Below are 14,937 nucleotides of genomic sequence, written 5' to 3'. Positions count from 1 at the left end.
CCACCACCGCCAGCACAGGCAGGTGCCAGGACTGTCCGGCCAGGCGCAGCAGATCGGTCATGGCGGGGTGGGTTTGCCGGAATTCCAGCGGCCGCTGGCTGATCAGTTGCCCGATCTGCCGGCGAAAGCGCAGCGCGAACACGCCGATCAGCAGTGCCGCGCCGATATTGGCAATGGTCGAGACCAGGGCGCACAGGTTGGTGCCGAGCACGGCAATCACGCGGCTGTCGGTGGCACTGTTGCCCAGCGCGGCCAGTGCGCCGGTGCAGAACAGCAGCATGCGCGAATGCGTCAGCAGCTGGCGCACCGCAAGGCTGCGATGGGCCGACCGGAACAGCGCAAAGATGACCTGGCTGACCGCCGATGCGAGGGCGCCGGCCACGATAGCATAGGCCACCAGTACCCCGGCAACGCTGGCCGGAGACTGGGAGAAGGCTCGGTAGGCCAGCAGTATCGTCAGCCCGAATGCCACGATCCACGGCACGATCCGCCGCAGCATATAGATACCGACGTCGATCCAGGAAGGCAGCTCCGGCAGGCTGCGCTGTGGCTGAGTCATGTGACGCAGGCGGATGCGGTGTCCGATCTCCCACAAGACCCATCCGCACAGCGCCCAGCCCACGATCACGGTAGCGAACTCGCGCAGCGAAACCAGTGCAGCGCGCGTGCCGTTCATGGTCACCCCGGCGCGCCATTCCTCGGCGGCGAACTGCGTGCGCCAGCGCCAGTAGTGCCAGGGGCCGTGGTCCTTGCGCAGGTGGGTATCCACCTCGTCGAGCGCCTGCGCGACGGCGCCGATCAGGCCGGGCGCGGATGCCGGTGCGGCGGGCGCCGCGGCCGATGCGTCCAGCCCGCGGCGCAGCACCTGCAACTGGTCGACCAGCGCTTTGCGCTGCGTGTCGTTCTGCAGGGTCCCGATGACCTGGTCGAGTGACTGAGCCAGGGGCTCGCTCGCCGCTGGCGGCCTGGCTTCGGCATGCTGCACCGCGGCGGCCAGTGGATTGGCCGCCGCGGCCAGCGCAGGCTGGACCAGCAGGAAGGCCAGCAGCAGCCAGCTGCACAGCCGGAGCAAAACGGGGGCGTCGGATTTGGTTTTGTGCATAGGCTCTCGGGCCGCGCCGGCTGGCGGACGTCCGGCAATCCGCCGCGGCGCGGAATGTCGCCGTCTATGCGCGACACTGTAGCGCATTGGCCCCTCCCCAGCTGCTGATTCGGGCCGCGCCGGCGCGCCCGAAAGTGCCTTATCCCTGCATTCGTCGCTTCCGACGATGCGTGAGAACGTCCGATCCACGAATCTCGACCCACTCCGGCGCATGCGTCTTTTCTGCGCGTGCGCCGGCCCTGTCACAACGGCTGGCAGCGCCGCGAATCCCGCGCGTAAGCCTGCACGAGAACACAAGGAAGACGGCATGGAACTCAATGCATCGGTATCGGCAGTGGTGACCGGCGGCGCCTCGGGACTGGGCGAAGCGACGGCACGCGCACTGGCAGCACACGGCGTTCGCGTCGCGGTGTTCGACCTCAACGCCGAAAAGGGCGAAGCGCTGGCGCGCGAGATCGGCGGCGTGTTCTGCCAGGTCAACGTGACCTCGGAGTCCGATGTCGAGGCCGGCTTTGCCAGGGCCCGCGCGGCCATCGGCCAGGAGCGCATCTTGGTCAACTGCGCCGGCACGGGCAATGCGTTCAAGACCGCGTCGCGTGCCAAGGAGGCGCCGGACCAGATCAAGTTCTTCCCGTCCGATGCCTTCGAGCGGATCATCCAGATCAACCTGATCGGCACCTTCCGCTGCATCGCGCGTTCGGCGGCGGGCATGCTGACGCTCGATCAACGCGACGGCGACCGCGGCGTGATCATCAACACCGCGTCCGTCGCGGCACAGGACGGCCAGATGGGCCAGGCCGCCTATTCCGCATCCAAGGCCGGCGTGGTCGGCATGACGCTGCCGATCGCGCGTGACCTGGCGGGCGAAGGCATTCGCGTCAACACCATCCTGCCGGGCATTTTCAATACGCCGCTGCTGCAGGGCGCGCCCGAGAACGTCAAGGCCGCGCTGGCCGCATCGGTGCCGTTCCCCAAGCGTCTCGGCCAGCCCGACGAGTTTGCCTCGCTCGCGCTGGAGATGTGCCGCAACGGCTATTTCAATGGCGAAGCGGTGCGCCTGGACGGCGCCATCCGCATGGCGCCGCGCTGAAGGCATAGCAGTCTTCGCGCAGGCCCGGATCTGCCGGGCCGCGCCACGCCAACAATCCAGGAGACGCGGATGGATTTCAGCTACCTGACGACCCTGCCTCACGCACTGCGTCATTTCGCCAGCCTCAGGCCCGATGCCGTGGCCTACTCGTTCGAAGGCAGGCAGACCACCTACGCCGGGCTCGACCGCAATACCGACCGGGCCGCGCAGGCGCTTGTCGCGGCGGGCGTCGGCCCGGGCGACCGCATCGGCTATATCGGCAAGAACAGCGATCACTACTTCGAGCTGCTGCTGGCCGCCGGCAAGACCGGCGCGGTGATGACGCCTGTCAGCTGGCGGCTGGCGCCGCCCGAGGTGGAATTCATCGCCGGCCACTGCGATGCCGTGCTGCTGTTCGTCGGCGCCGAGTCCGCGGCGATGGTGAGAAATCTGCTGCCGTCGCTGCCGATGGTGCGCAAGGTCGTCGCCATGGAAGCCGGCGCGGAGCAGGGCGACTGGCAGGCCTACACCGAGTGGCGCGACGCCTGGCCGGCCACGCCGCCCGCCCATCGGCCCGAGGCGCACGATGTCGTGCTGCAGCTCTATACCTCGGGCACCACCGGCAGGCCCAAGGGCGCGATGCTGACGCATCGGAACCTGATCATCGGCACTGAGGTCAGCGAGCGCGAGACCATCCCGTGGTCGCACTGGACTGCGGACGATATTTCACTGGTGGCGATGCCAGTCGCCCATATCGGCGGCTCCGGCTGGGGCCTGCGCAACCTGCTGTCCGGCGCCAGGGGCGTGGTGGCGCGCGAGTTCGATCCACGCACGGTGCTCGATTTCATTGAGCACGAGCGCATCAGCAAGCTGTTCATGGTACCGGCCGCGATGCAGATCGTGCTGCGCGATCCGCGTGCGCGGCAAGTCGACTACTCGCGGCTGAAGTACCTGCTGTACGGCGCGGCACCGATTCCCGCGGCGCTGCTGCGTGAAGGCATCGAAGTGTTCGGCTGCGGCTTCGTGCAGCAATACGGCATGACCGAGACCACCGGCACCATCGTGGCACTTCCGCCGGAAGATCACACCACCGAAGAAGTGCCCCGCATGCGCGCCGCCGGCAAGCCGCTGCCGGGCGTGGAGCTGAAGGTGGTCGACTATGAAGGCCGTGAGCTCGCGCCGGGCGAAGTCGGCGAAGTGGTGATCCGCTCCGCGCACAATATGGCCGGCTACTGGAAGCAGCCCGAGGAAACCGCGCGCGCCATCGACGCAGAGGGCTGGCTGCGCACCGGCGATGCGGGCTACACGGATGCCGACGGGTATCTGTACATCCACGACCGCGTCAAGGACATGATCATCAGCGGCGGCGAGAACGTCTATCCCGCGGAAGTGGAGAGCGCCATCTATGAGCATCCGCAGGTAGCGGACGTGGCGGTCATCGGCGTGCCCGACGAGAAGTGGGGCGAGGCGGTGAAGGCGATCATCGTGCTCAAGCCCGGCCAGGCGGCCGACCACGACAGCATCGTGGCGTGGGCGCGGCAGCGGCTGGCGGGGTTCAAGATCCCCAAGAGCATCGATTTTGTCGATGCCTTGCCGCGGAATCCTTCGGGCAAGCTGTTGCGCCGGAAGTTGCGTGAGCCGTACTGGGAGGGGATGGGGCGGCGAGTGAACTGATGCGTCCTGGTTGCTCATGCCGATTACATGGCACGTGGCGCCGAAGTGCAGAGGGCCCGGTCTCCCGTGAGGGAGCCGGGCCTTCTATCATGCAGCCTGCCTCAATTCAATCCGCCTGAATCCCGAACTCCTTCACGATCTTCGTATAGCGCGTGGTATCCGCGGCGATCAGCTTCGACAGCGCAGCCGGGTCGCCGCCGGCCGGCGTCACGGCAATCGTCGCCATGCGGGCGATCACGTCAGGCATCTTCAGGATCTCGTTCATATGCGTGTTGAGCGTGCGGACGATTTCAGGCGGCATGCCCTTCGGACCGAGCATGGCCTGCCACGCGCCGATCTCGACATCCTTGTAGCCAAGTTCCGCCAGCGTCGGCACGTTGGGTGCGAACGGCGAACGCTTCAGGCCGGCCACGGCCAGCGGCACCAGGCTGCCGTTGCCCACGTACTGCGCGACCGCGCCATAGGTGACGAACGTGACCGGCACCTGGCCGCCCAGTACGTCCACGATGGCGGGCGCCAGGCCGCGGTAGGGCACCTGGTTGATCTTGACCCCGGCCGACTTGTTGAACAGTTCGCCCATGATGTGCATGGGCGAGCCATTACCCGGCGTGGCATAGGTTTCGACCTTGCCGGCCCTGGCGCGCGCCACGAGGTCGCTCACCTTGGTGATCCCGCTGCCCTTGTTCACCACCACGAACAGCGACTGGGTGCCGATCTGCGAGACCGGCGTGAAGTCGTGCTGCACGTCATAGCTGGCGCCGGTGCCGGCCTTGAGCACCAGCGGCGCGATGGCGACGGTATTGGGGGCCACCAGCAGCGTGTAGCCGTCCGGGTTGGCGCGTGCCACGTAGGCGCTGCCGATGGTGCCGGCGGCGCCGGTGCGGTTTTCCACCACCACCGATTGCTTCAGGCGCGTGCCGAGCTTTTCGGCGAACAGGCGCGCCAGCACGTCGACGTCGCCGCCGGCCGGGTAGGCAACCACGATGGTGATCGGCTTGTTGGGGTAGGCACCCTGGGCCAGGGCAGTGCCCGCGGCGAGCAGGGCAGTGGCGGCGCCGAGGGTGGCCAGGACTTTGCAGCGTGCAGGTTTCATGTGGAGAACCTCTGGAAAACGATGTGTCCGGCGCAGTGCTTGCGCGCGAACGAATTGGCTAGTGATGGATGCAGCCGGCGGGCGGGAGAATTCAGGGAATGCACCGCAATCGGAGTTGTGCCAGGGGATGGTTTGCCGCCGGCGCGGCGGGCGGTGGCTGCTGCCACCCGCCGCGCCGGCATGCTGACCTTCTCTTCAGAAGATGTGCTTGATGCCGACCATGGTGCCGAACTGGTTGCCGCCCGGCTTCGGGTTCGAACCCGCCGAGCCGCCGCTGACCGACATGGCGAGCTGGCCGCCATTGTTGATGTAGCCGGCGGTGGCGTAGACCGAGGTCCGCTTGCTGAAGCTGTACATCGCGCGCAGCGCATACAGCATGGCCTTGTTGTCGCTGCCGTGATACTTCAGGTAGTAGACCTGGCCGGCCAGGTTGACGGCGGGCGTGATGTCGTGGGACACGCCGGCGTAGTACAGGTCGCTGAGCGGGGTGGGGCTGCCTTCGTTGTCGCGGCGGATCCAGCCCGCGCCGATCTTGGTGCGCTCCAGCAGCATGTAGCCGCCGAGCGAGAGACGGTCGTCGGTCAGGTTGCTGTTGGTGAGGCCGCCGAACGCGCCCGGACCGCCGCGCTGCGAGTCATAGGCAGCGCTGACACCCCAGGTCTTGTTGTCGTAGCCGATCATGGCGGACCACTCGCGGCAGGCCTTCTTGTCGGCCGGGTTCTCGCCGGCGCAATTGGTGCCGGACGGGCTCGGGCCCGCGTTGACCGAATCACGGCCGAAGCTGTACGTGCCGCCGAGGACCAGGCCGCCGAAATTGCCCTTGTAGGAGACCGCATTGTCGGCGCGGGTGTTGGGCAGGTAGCTGTCGAGCGAGCCTGAGCCGTACACGTTGGGGCCCAGGATATCGCTGTCGAGCGTGGCCCAGAACAGCATCGTGTACTGGCGGCCGAACGAGACCTGGCCGTACTGGTTGGTCAGGCCGACCAGCGCCTGGCGGCCAAACAGCCGGCCGCCCTGATTGGACGTGCCGGAGTCAGGCGAGAAGCCCGATTCCAGCACGAAGATGCTCTTCAGGCCGCCGCCCAGGTCTTCGGTGCCACGCAGGCCCCAGCGCGAGGGGACCGTCGCGGTCAGGTTGGGCATGCGCACCAGCCCGTGGCCAGCGGCGCCAACGTTGCTCACATATTCGACGCCGGTGTCGACCACGCCATACAGCGTGACCGCCTGCGCCGAGACCAGCAGGGGGGCCGCTGCCAGGACGCCCGCAGCGCCCGCAGCAAATCTTGCAAGTTTCATCTACCGTTTCCTTGTTGGTTCCGTCTTCTAATCTTTTTTGGCTCGTTGTGTATGTGGGGGCCCTAACGTCCTGGCGCCCGGTTGTGGCGTCATGCTCTGGTGCGGGGTTTCCTCCTGTCCTGTCAGGCTCTGTTCAGCTGGCGCCGGCAGGCGCCCCGGCTGGCTGGGCTGTTTTTCGTCTATGCGCTCTGTCAGCCTCTTTTGCGTTTCATATATAAAACAACGAACAACATAAGAAACGTTAAGGCAAAATATAGCGGCGCTGACGCGAAGGAGAGAGGAGGGTTATCCCTAGTGATGCCGCCGAGCGACGAGGCAGGCAGGGGCCGCGCCAGGCGAAATGCGCCTGGTGCCGCATGCCGCTGAAATGCCTTTCCCGGCTGGGATGGACGGCCACGAATATCAACCGATGCACCAGAAAGCCATGCGGGACGTACGTTTCGGGGTTTGCCGGCAGGCGCGCAGGAACGATGCCGGAATCAGGGCGCATCAGCGCAGCCGGGCACGGCTGCATTGCAGATTGATCGTTAACCCTGATCACACCTGTCCGCTGCAGCCTCTATATTCGAAAAGTTTTATGAAATAACTAAGGTTTCATATATGGAACAAATAAGCCGCAATTTTCCGCCGATGCCATCGCACGAGATGCTGGCCGCCCTCGACAGCGGGTTTGCGGAGCGCTCGGTCGAAGCCGGACCCGATGGCGCCCGCGTGAGCTACCGCAGCGGCGGCAGCCAGGGGCCGGTGATCGTGCTGTTGCATGGCATCAGTTCCGGCGCGGCATCGTGGCTGCCTTGCGCGAGCCTGCTGGCGGCGCGCGCGCGAGTGATTGCGTGGGATGCGCCGGGCTACGGAAACTCCACCCCGCTGCCACAGGCGGAACCGAAGGCGTCGGACTACGCGCAGCGGCTGGAAGGAATGCTCCACGCACTGGGCGTCTGCCCCGACCTGGTCGTCGGCCATTCGCTGGGCGCGCTGATGGCTGCGGCCTTCGTGGCACAGGCCGGGCCGGACTGCCTGCCCGAGCGGTTGCTGCTGCTCAGCGTGGCCCAGGGCTACGGGGCGGCCGGGAATGAGGAGAAGTCGCGCGAGGTTTCCCGCCAACGGCTCGATGCGCTGGCTTCGCTCGGCGTAGACGGGCTGGCGCAGCGCGGCCCGACCCGCCTGCTCGGCCAGACCGCCAGCGAGAGCGCCCAGGCCTGGGTGCACTGGAACATGCAGCGGCTGCGGGCCGATGGTTACCGGCAGGCGGTGGCCATGCTGTGCGGCGACGACATCAACGCCTATCTGGCGCGCCGTCCCGGTGGGCTGCCGGCGCAGATTGCCTGCGGCGTACAGGACATCGTGACCACGCCGCTCGCCTGTGGAGCACTGGCAGAGCGTTTCGGGTTGCCGTTCGCGATGGTGCCCGACGCCGGCCACGCCTGCTATATCGACCAGTCCGGCGCCACGGCGCGCCTGATCGCCGCGGCGCTTCCCCCCGGCGCAGCCTGATTGCACAAGCGGCGAGCCGCGCCGGCCTGCCGCTTGCTGCATTTTCACCCGTTGCCGTTCAAATCGCGGCGCATTTCGCGGGTTAACCCCAGTCTATTTTTCAGCTGTCGTTGTCTATAGTCGTATCTGTGTTCAATATCTAAACCACCGTTTCATTGGTAAAACAAAACGCCGCAAGATTCACGATGTCCGCGGCGCGATGAAACCCCGGTGTCCCCGCAAAAGCAGACATGGAGCAAAGCGCAATGGAGAGCCTCTCGTACAACCCGAACCTGGTCCCCTGGGAGCGCCCGGCTCCGAACAACGTTGCCGGCAAGGGCCATATCGAGCAGCCGGGCAAGGTCGCCAATATCGTCTGGCAGACCCGGGCCGCCGCGCCGAGCGCCTACGAGAACGCATTGGGTGATGCGCTGGAAGCGGCCTTCGAAGGCGGCGCCCGGAACCCGGCCGATATCGTGCGCGCCTTCAATGCCTCCAGTTTCCTGAGCGCCGACGGCCAGGCCTGGACCGAGGAGCGCTTCCTCTCCGAAATGCGCCGCCTGGGCGCCTGAACCGCGTCGACAGCGAGAACAACATGGAATCGAACAAGCAAGCCCGCGCAGAAGCCCGCCTGAACACCGGCCTGCGCAACTACTGGTACCCGGTGGCCGCCTCCTGGGCGGTCACGCATGCGCCGATCGGCATCACCCGCCTGAGCCAGAACATCGTGCTGTGGCGCGATGGCGCCGGCGAGGTCCACGCGCTGGAAGACCGCTGCCCGCACCGCGGCGCGCGCCTGTCGATGGGCTGGAACCTGGGTGACCGCGTCGCCTGCTGGTACCACGGCGTGGAAGTGGGCGGCGACGGCCAGGTCAAGAGCGTGCCCGCCGTCGAAAGCTGCCCGCTGGAAGGCCGCACCTGCGTGCGCAGCTACCCGGTGCAGGAAAAGGCCGGCGCGATCTTCCTGTGGTTTGGCGACCAGGCCCCGCAAGGCGAGGGCAGCCCCGACGAACTGCGCCTGCCGGAAGAGCTGGTCAGCGAAGAACACAGCAACTTCCTGTGCGTGGCGCACTGGGACTGCAACTACCGCTACGCCATCGACAACGTCATGGACCCGATGCACGGCGCCTACCTGCACGCGGTCTCGCACTCGATGGCCAGCGGCGAGAAGTCCGCCGTGATGCAGGTCCGCGAGACCGAGCACGGCCTGGTGTTCGAGAAGACCGGCCAGCGCGGCGTCAACTTCGACTGGGTGGAATTCGGCGAGACCGGCACGCTGTGGCTGCGCCTGGCCATTCCGTACCGCGCCAGCGTCGGCCCCGGCGGCCCGTTCGGCATCGTCGGCATGGCTACGCCGGTGGATGAGGACCACTGCATGGTGTTCTTCTGGCGCACCCGCCACGTGCAGGGCTGGGAACGCGACGTGTGGCGCTTCCTGTATCGCAACCGCCTGGAGCAGCTGCACTGGGACGTGCTGGAGCAGGACCGCGTGGTGCTCGAAATGATGGCGCCGAACGCGCGCGATCACGAGATGCTGTACCAGCACGATGCCGGCATCACGCGCGTGCGCCGTCTGCTCAAGCGCCGCGCCGACCAGGAGATCGCCGACGAGCCGGTCGCCATGATCCAACCCGCCGGAGCCGCCAGCCATGCCTGAGGCAATTTCCAAGAACACGCTGCTGGCCGGCCGCAAGGTGCTGGTCACCGGCGCTGCGCGCGGACTCGGCCTGGCCTTTGTCAAGGCGCTGGCCGAGGCGGGCGCCTCGGTGGCGATGGCCGACATCCTGGCCGAGCGCCTGCAGCAGGAAGCCGATGCGCTGCGCGCACGCGGACTGAAGGTGGTGCCGGTCACGCTCGACCTGTCTGATCCGGCTTCGGTGCAGGCTTGTGCCGACGCAGCCGTCAAGGCCCTCGGCGGACTTGACGGCCTGGTCAACAACGCCGCCGTGACCGACTCGGGTGGCCGCGACGCCGCCGCCATCGACATCGCCACCTGGGACCGCGTGATGAACGTCAACGTGCGCGGCACCTGGCTGATGACCACGGCCTGCCTGCCGGCGCTGCGCGCCAGCGGCCGCGGCGCGGTCGTCAACCTGGCGTCGGACACGCCGCTGTGGGGCGCGCCCAACCTGCTGGCCTACGTGGCGAGCAAGAGCGCCATCATCGGCATGACCCGTTCGCTGGCGCGTGAGCTGGGCCGCGACCAGATCACCGTGAATGCGGTGGCCCCGGGCCTGACGCTGGTGGAAGCCACCGAATACGTGCCGCAGCACCGGCACGACCTGTATCGCGAGCAGCGTGCGATTTCGCGCGAACAGCTGCCCGACGATGTCTGCGGCGCGGTGCTGTTCGCACTCTCCGACCTCGCCCGCTTCGTGACCGGCCAGACGCTGGCGGTCAACGGCGGCTTTGTCATGCACTGATCCAACTGATCCACTGAAAACAGAAGGAATCCAAATGAGCGATCTTTCCCAACAAGCCAACATCAAGCGTTCCTGGGAACAACCGGACGGCGCCTCGTTCGACCAGTGGATGGAAAGCCGCGTCGCGCGCTTCGCCACGCGCAAGTACGACTGGGACGCGCTGAAATTCCAGGCCGACCATGATCCCAAGTACCGTCGCGCGCAGATGCGCTACCTGGGTACCGGCGGCACCGGCGTGTCCGCGGATACCAATACCGTGCCGAGCGAGAACTTCACCTTCTCTACGATGATCATCCCGGCCGGCCATGAAGGTCCGTCGCATATCCACACCGATGTGGAAGAGGTGTTCTTCATCCTGCGCGGCAAGGTCAAGCTGATCCTGGAAAAGGACGGCGAGCGCTACGAAACCATCCTGACCGATCGTGACCTGGTCTCGGTGCCGCCGGGTGTCTACCGCGAGGAAATCAACATCGGCGAAGAAGACGCGCTGATGTGCGTGATGCTCGGCGCCAAGAAGCCGGTCACGCCGACGTACCCGCCCGAGCACCCGCTCTCGAAGATCAAGCGTTGATGCCGGCAACAGCCCGTCCTCCAGCAAGCACCGAAGCCATGAACACCATCGCTCTGCCGACCACGCAAGCCGCCGCCAGCGAGACCCCGGACAAGTACATCGTCCCGGGCCTGGAGCGCGGGCTGCGCCTGCTGGGCGAGTTCAGCAGCAAGGAACGCACGATGTCTGCAGCGGAACTGGCGCGCCGGCTGAAGGTGCCGCGCTCCACCGTGTTCCGCCTGCTGGCCACGCTGGAAATGATGGGCTTTGTCGAACGTGCAGACGGCGGCCGCGATTTCCGGCTCGGCATGGCGGTGCTGCGGCTCGGGTTCGAGTTCCTCGCGTCGCTGGAACTGACCGAGCTGGGCCGCCCGCTGCTGGAGCGGCTGCGCGACGAGATCGGCTACCCCACCAACCTGGTGGTGCGTGACGGGCGCTCGATCGTGTATGTGGCCAAGGCCGTGTCGCCGCGCCCGTTCGCGAGTTCCGTCAATGTGGGCACGCGCCTGCCGGCGCATGCCACGGTGCTGGGGCGCGTGCTGCTGGAAGACCTGTCGCTGGACGAACTGCGCAGCCTGTATCCGGAGGCGCAGCTGGAAGTGTTCTCCGAAAACACGCCGCGCACCGTCGGCGAGTTGCACGAGATCGTCCAGCACGACCGCCAGCGTGGCTACGTGCTGCAGGAAGGCTTCTTCGAAGCCAGCATCTCGACCATCGCGGCGCCGGTGCGCGATCGCAGCGGCAAGGTGGTGGCGGCGCTGGGCGCCACCATCCCGGCCGCGCATATCGATCCGGAACAGCTCGACGTGATGGTGGAGAAGGTCAGGCATACCGCGGGCGAGCTGTCGCGCCTGCTCGACTACCGCCCGTCGCCGCAAGGCACCGGCCGCAAGGTAGTGAATCTGTATCGGGAGTGAGGACAATGTCCATGATTGAACTCGACGGCATGGTTGCCGTCGTCACCGGCGGGTCCTCCGGCATCGGGCTGGCGACCGTCGCACTGCTGCTCGATGCGGGCGCTTCCGTCGCCATGTGTGGCCGCGATGAAGCCCGCCTGCGCAGTGCCGAAGCGCGCCTGCGCGAAACGTATCCGGGCTGCCGGCTGTATGCGGCCACCTGCGACGTGCTCAAGCCTGAACAGGTCGCTGCCTTTGCCGCCGCCGTGCAGGCCACGCTGGGCAATGTCGACATGCTGGTCAACAACGCCGGCCAGGGCCGCGTGTCCACCTTCGCGAACACCGAGGACGCGGCCTGGATGGAAGAACTGCAGCTCAAGTTCTTCTCCGTGATCCACCCGACGCGCGCGTTCCTGCCGCAGCTGGAGCAATCGGGCCAGGGCGCCGTTGTCTGCGTCAACTCGCTGCTCGCGCAGCAGCCGGAGCCGCACATGGTGGCGACTTCCGCCGCGCGCGCCGGCGTGCTCAACCTGGTGCGCTCGATGGCCACCGAGTTCGCGCCCATGGGTGTCCGCGTCAACGGCATCCTGATCGGGCTGGTCGAATCGGGCCAGTGGCGCCGCCGCTTCGAGGCGCGCCCCGAAGAAGACCGCCACCTCGACTGGGCCGCTTGGACCGCGCGCCTGGCCCAGCAGAAACATATTCCCCTTGGCCGCCTGGGCCTGCCTGTCGAGGCAGCCCGCGCCATCCTGTTCCTTGCCTCGCCGTTGTCTTCGTACACCACGGGCAGCCATATCGATATCTCCGGAGGACACTCCCGTCATGCCTAATCAACCACAGTACGAACAACAGCAGGTCACCGTGGGCTGCGCCATCACGGCGTTTCTCGAGCAGTGCGGCGTCAAGGCCGCGTTCGGCGTGATCTCGATCCACAACATGCCGATCCTCGATGCCATGGGTGAGCGCGGCAAGATCCGCTTCGTGCCGGCGCGCGGCGAAGCGGGCGGCACCAATATGGCCGACGCCTATGCCCGCACCACCGGCGGCCTGGGCGTGTGCCTGACCAGCACCGGCACCGCCGCGGGCAATGCCGCCGGCGCCATGGTCGAAGCCCTGACCGCCGGCACGCCGATGCTGCATATCACCGGCCAGATCGAGACGCCGTACCTCGACCAGAGCCTCGCCTATATCCACGAAGCGCCGGACCAGCTCACCATGCTGAAGGCCGTGTCGAAGGCCGCCTTCCGCATCCGCAGCGCCGATACCGCCATCAGCACCATCAAGCTGGCCGTGCAGACCGCGCTGACGGCACCGACGGGCCCGGTCAGCGTGGAGATCCCCATCGACATCCAGGCCGCGCTGATCGACATGCCGGCCGACCTGCAGCCGCTGCCGGTGCCGCAGCACGTGCCGTCGGCGCACGCGCTGGACGCGCTGGCCGAGCGCCTGGTCAAAGCGAAGCGTCCGCTGCTGTGGCTGGGCGGCGGTGCCCGTCACGCCAGCAAGCAAGTGCAGCGCCTGCTGGACCTCGGCTTCGGCGTGGTCACCAGCACGCAGGGCCGCGGCATCGTGGCGGAAGACGATCCCCGCTCGCTGGGCGCCTTCAACCTGCACAAGCCGGTCGAGAACTTCTACCAGACCTGCGACGCAATGCTGGTGGTGGGCTCGCGCCTGCGCGGCAATGAAACGCTGAAGTACGAACTGAAGCTGCCGCGCCCGCTGCTGCGCATCGACGCCGATCCGGCCGCAGAAGGCCGCTGCTACCAGAGCGACTACTTTGTCAGCGGCGACGCCGCGCTGGCGCTGGATGCACTGGCAGACCGCCTGGAAGGCCGCATCAAGGTCGATCCGGCCTTCGCCGCCGACCTGCGCCGCGCGCACGACGTCGCCGTCAATGGCCTGGTCGATGGCCTCGGCCCGTATTCGGCGCTGGTGCAGGCGCTGCAAGGCGCAGTGGGCCGCAACTTCAACTGGGTGCGCGACGTGACCGTGTCGAACAGCACCTGGGGCAACCGCCAGCTGCGCATCTTCGATTCGCGCGCCGGCGTGCATGCGCTGGGCGGCGGCATCGGCCAGGGCCTGGCGATGGGCATCGGCGCCGCGATCGGCGCCGCGGCGACCGCATCGGGCAAGAAGACCTTCACGCTGGCCGGCGACGGCGGCTTCATCCTGAACCTGGGTGAACTGGCCACCGCCGTGCAGGAACGCGCCGACATGGTCATCGTGCTGATGAACGACAAGGGCTACGGCGTGATCAAGAACATCCAGGACGCGCAGTACGGCGGCCGCCGCCACTACGTGGACCTGCATACGCCGGATTACGCCACGCTGGCCAGGTCGCTGTCGTTGCGCCACGCACGCGTGAGCAGCCTGGCGGAAGTTGGCACGGCGCTGGAACAGGCCACGATCGAGCCCGGTCCGTTCCTGCTGGAAATCGACATGCTGTCGATCGGCAGCTTCAAGACCGTGTTTGCCGGCCCGCCGGTGAACAAGGAAACCCCGGCTTCGGAACAGGCCACCATCAGCGCCTGAGGGAGAGCATAAAAATGCTGCATGTGTCCATGATTGGGTGCGGTGCGATCGGCCGGGGCGTGCTCGAGTTGCTCAAGAGCGATCCCGACGTCGCCTTCGACGTAGTGATCGTGCCGGAGAACGCGATGGACGAGGCCCGCGGCGCGCTCTCCGCGCTCGCGCCCGGCGCCCGCGTGGCCACGCACCTGGACGACCAGCGCCCCGACCTGCTGGTCGAGTGCGCCGGCCACCATGCGCTGGAAGAGCACATCGTGCCGGCGCTGGAGCGCGGGATCCCGTGCATGGTGGTGTCGGTGGGTGCGCTGTCGGAGCCCGGCATGGCCGAGCGGCTGGAAGCGGCCGCGCGCCGTGGCGGCACGCAGGTGCAGCTGCTGTCCGGCGCGATCGGCGCCATCGACGCGCTCGCCGCGGCACGTGTCGGCGGCCTGGACGAGGTCATCTACACCGGCCGCAAGCCGGCGCGGGCCTGGGCCGGCACGCCGGCCGAGCAGTTGTTCGACCTGGGCGCGCTGACCGAGGCGACCGTGATCTTCGAAGGCACGGCGCGCGACGCGGCACGCCTCTATCCCAAGAACGCCAACGTGGCCGCGACGGTCTCGCTGGCCGGCCTCGGGCTGGATCGCACCTCGGTGAGGCTGCTGGCCGATCCGCATGCGGTGGAGAACGTGCATCACGTGGAAGCGCGCGGCGCCTTTGGCGGCTTCGAGCTGACCATGCGCGGCAAGCCGCTCGCGGCCAATCCCAAGACTTCGGCGCTGACGGTGTTCAGCGTGGTGCGCGCGCTGGGCAACCGGGCCCACGCGGTATCGATCTAGCCCCGGCAGCCACG

Annotated in this window: 13 protein-coding genes and 1 pseudogene; 11 read left to right on the top strand and 3 right to left on the bottom strand. The window is 67.3% G+C overall.

Annotated elements, in window-relative coordinates; all coding sequences use genetic code 11:
* Window positions 1-1,102, bottom strand: a pseudogene (locus RM96_RS08315) (mechanosensitive ion channel family protein); the annotation flags it as partial.
* 307 nt (window positions 1,103-1,409) lie between these two features.
* On the opposite strand from RM96_RS08315, the gene RM96_RS08310 reads away from it, so the two are divergent.
* Complete coding sequence (locus tag RM96_RS08310; RefSeq protein WP_039009621.1) at window positions 1,410-2,192, top strand: SDR family NAD(P)-dependent oxidoreductase; 783 nt, start codon at window positions 1,410-1,412, stop codon at window positions 2,190-2,192.
* 69 nt (window positions 2,193-2,261) lie between these two features.
* Window positions 2,262-3,845, top strand: coding sequence for a fatty acid--CoA ligase (locus tag RM96_RS08305; protein WP_039009619.1), 1,584 nt, complete (start codon window positions 2,262-2,264; stop codon window positions 3,843-3,845).
* Window positions 3,846-3,951: 106 nt separating this feature from the next.
* On the opposite strand, the gene RM96_RS08300 is transcribed toward RM96_RS08305, so the two are convergent.
* Together RM96_RS08300 and RM96_RS08295 are read right to left on the bottom strand one after the other, a co-directional pair.
* Window positions 3,952-4,938, bottom strand: coding sequence for a Bug family tripartite tricarboxylate transporter substrate binding protein (locus RM96_RS08300; protein WP_039009617.1), 987 nt, complete (start codon window positions 4,936-4,938; stop codon window positions 3,952-3,954).
* Between the two features lie 195 nt (window positions 4,939-5,133).
* Window positions 5,134-6,234, bottom strand: coding sequence for a porin (locus tag RM96_RS08295; RefSeq protein WP_039009615.1), 1,101 nt, complete (start codon window positions 6,232-6,234; stop codon window positions 5,134-5,136).
* A gap of 600 nt (window positions 6,235-6,834) precedes the next feature.
* Here RM96_RS08295 and RM96_RS08290 point away from each other — a divergent pair.
* The 9 genes from RM96_RS08290 (at window position 6,835) to RM96_RS08250 (ending at window position 14,923) form a co-directional block, all read left to right on the top strand.
* A complete protein-coding gene (locus RM96_RS08290) occupies window positions 6,835-7,728 on the top strand; it encodes an alpha/beta fold hydrolase (protein ID WP_052279388.1) in 894 nt (297 codons plus the stop codon).
* Between the two features lie 230 nt (window positions 7,729-7,958).
* Window positions 7,959-8,279 (top strand): recombinase-like helix-turn-helix domain-containing protein, encoded by a 321-nt coding sequence (locus tag RM96_RS08285; RefSeq protein ID WP_039009613.1) that lies wholly within the window; start codon window positions 7,959-7,961, stop codon window positions 8,277-8,279.
* A 23-nt stretch (window positions 8,280-8,302) separates the two neighbouring features.
* Window positions 8,303-9,364 carry an aromatic ring-hydroxylating dioxygenase subunit alpha gene (locus RM96_RS08280; RefSeq protein ID WP_039009612.1) on the top strand — a complete coding sequence of 354 codons (1,062 nt, stop codon included), beginning with the start codon at window positions 8,303-8,305 and terminating at the stop codon, window positions 9,362-9,364.
* Window positions 9,357-10,130, top strand: coding sequence for an SDR family oxidoreductase (locus tag RM96_RS08275; RefSeq protein WP_039009610.1), 774 nt, complete (start codon window positions 9,357-9,359; stop codon window positions 10,128-10,130). Before RM96_RS08280 ends, RM96_RS08275 begins: the two co-directional genes overlap by 8 nt.
* 34 nt (window positions 10,131-10,164) lie before the next feature.
* A complete protein-coding gene (locus RM96_RS08270) occupies window positions 10,165-10,701 on the top strand; it encodes a cupin domain-containing protein (RefSeq protein WP_039009608.1) in 537 nt (178 codons plus the stop codon).
* Window positions 10,702-10,739: 38 nt separating this feature from the next.
* On the top strand, window positions 10,740-11,597 hold the full coding sequence (locus tag RM96_RS08265; RefSeq protein WP_039009606.1) for an IclR family transcriptional regulator: 858 nt from the start codon (window positions 10,740-10,742) through the stop codon (window positions 11,595-11,597).
* A gap of 5 nt (window positions 11,598-11,602) precedes the next feature.
* Window positions 11,603-12,406, top strand: coding sequence for an SDR family oxidoreductase (locus RM96_RS08260; protein WP_039009604.1), 804 nt, complete (start codon window positions 11,603-11,605; stop codon window positions 12,404-12,406).
* Window positions 12,399-14,108 (top strand): thiamine pyrophosphate-binding protein, encoded by a 1,710-nt coding sequence (locus RM96_RS08255; protein WP_039009602.1) that lies wholly within the window; start codon window positions 12,399-12,401, stop codon window positions 14,106-14,108. The genes RM96_RS08260 and RM96_RS08255 overlap by 8 nt, the downstream gene beginning before the upstream one ends.
* A 14-nt stretch (window positions 14,109-14,122) precedes the next feature.
* On the top strand, window positions 14,123-14,923 hold the full coding sequence (locus RM96_RS08250) for an aspartate dehydrogenase (protein ID WP_039009599.1): 801 nt from the start codon (window positions 14,123-14,125) through the stop codon (window positions 14,921-14,923).
* The last annotated feature ends 14 nt before the right edge of the window (window positions 14,924-14,937 follow it).

The organism is Cupriavidus sp. IDO (assembly GCF_000812465.1).
In the GTDB taxonomy this organism is placed as follows: Bacteria; Pseudomonadota; Gammaproteobacteria; order Burkholderiales; family Burkholderiaceae; genus Cupriavidus.
The sequence above is the reverse complement of the archived record's forward strand: the minus strand, read 5'-3'. Positions and strand labels throughout refer to the sequence as shown.

Bases quoted from the DNA above. Each gene is read 5' to 3' on its own strand.
- RM96_RS08285 (WP_039009613.1), top strand. From the start codon at position 7,959: ATGGAGCAAAGCGCAATGGAGAGCCTCTCGTACAACCCGAACCTGGTC.
- RM96_RS08280 (WP_039009612.1), top strand. From the start codon at position 8,303: ATGGAATCGAACAAGCAAGCCCGCGCAGAAGCCCGCCTGAACACCGGC.
- RM96_RS08275 (WP_039009610.1), top strand. From the start codon at position 9,357: ATGCCTGAGGCAATTTCCAAGAACACGCTGCTGGCCGGCCGCAAGGTG.
- RM96_RS08290 (WP_052279388.1), top strand. From the start codon at position 6,835: ATGGAACAAATAAGCCGCAATTTTCCGCCGATGCCATCGCACGAGATG.
- RM96_RS08305 (WP_039009619.1), top strand. From the start codon at position 2,262: ATGGATTTCAGCTACCTGACGACCCTGCCTCACGCACTGCGTCATTTC.
- RM96_RS08310 (WP_039009621.1), top strand. From the start codon at position 1,410: ATGGAACTCAATGCATCGGTATCGGCAGTGGTGACCGGCGGCGCCTCG.
- RM96_RS08295 (WP_039009615.1), bottom strand. From the start codon at position 6,234: ATGAAACTTGCAAGATTTGCTGCGGGCGCTGCGGGCGTCCTGGCAGCG.
- RM96_RS08255 (WP_039009602.1), top strand. From the start codon at position 12,399: ATGCCTAATCAACCACAGTACGAACAACAGCAGGTCACCGTGGGCTGC.
- RM96_RS08270 (WP_039009608.1), top strand. From the start codon at position 10,165: ATGAGCGATCTTTCCCAACAAGCCAACATCAAGCGTTCCTGGGAACAA.
- RM96_RS08265 (WP_039009606.1), top strand. From the start codon at position 10,740: ATGAACACCATCGCTCTGCCGACCACGCAAGCCGCCGCCAGCGAGACC.
- RM96_RS08250 (WP_039009599.1), top strand. From the start codon at position 14,123: ATGCTGCATGTGTCCATGATTGGGTGCGGTGCGATCGGCCGGGGCGTG.
- RM96_RS08260 (WP_039009604.1), top strand. From the start codon at position 11,603: ATGTCCATGATTGAACTCGACGGCATGGTTGCCGTCGTCACCGGCGGG.
- RM96_RS08300 (WP_039009617.1), bottom strand. From the start codon at position 4,938: ATGAAACCTGCACGCTGCAAAGTCCTGGCCACCCTCGGCGCCGCCACT.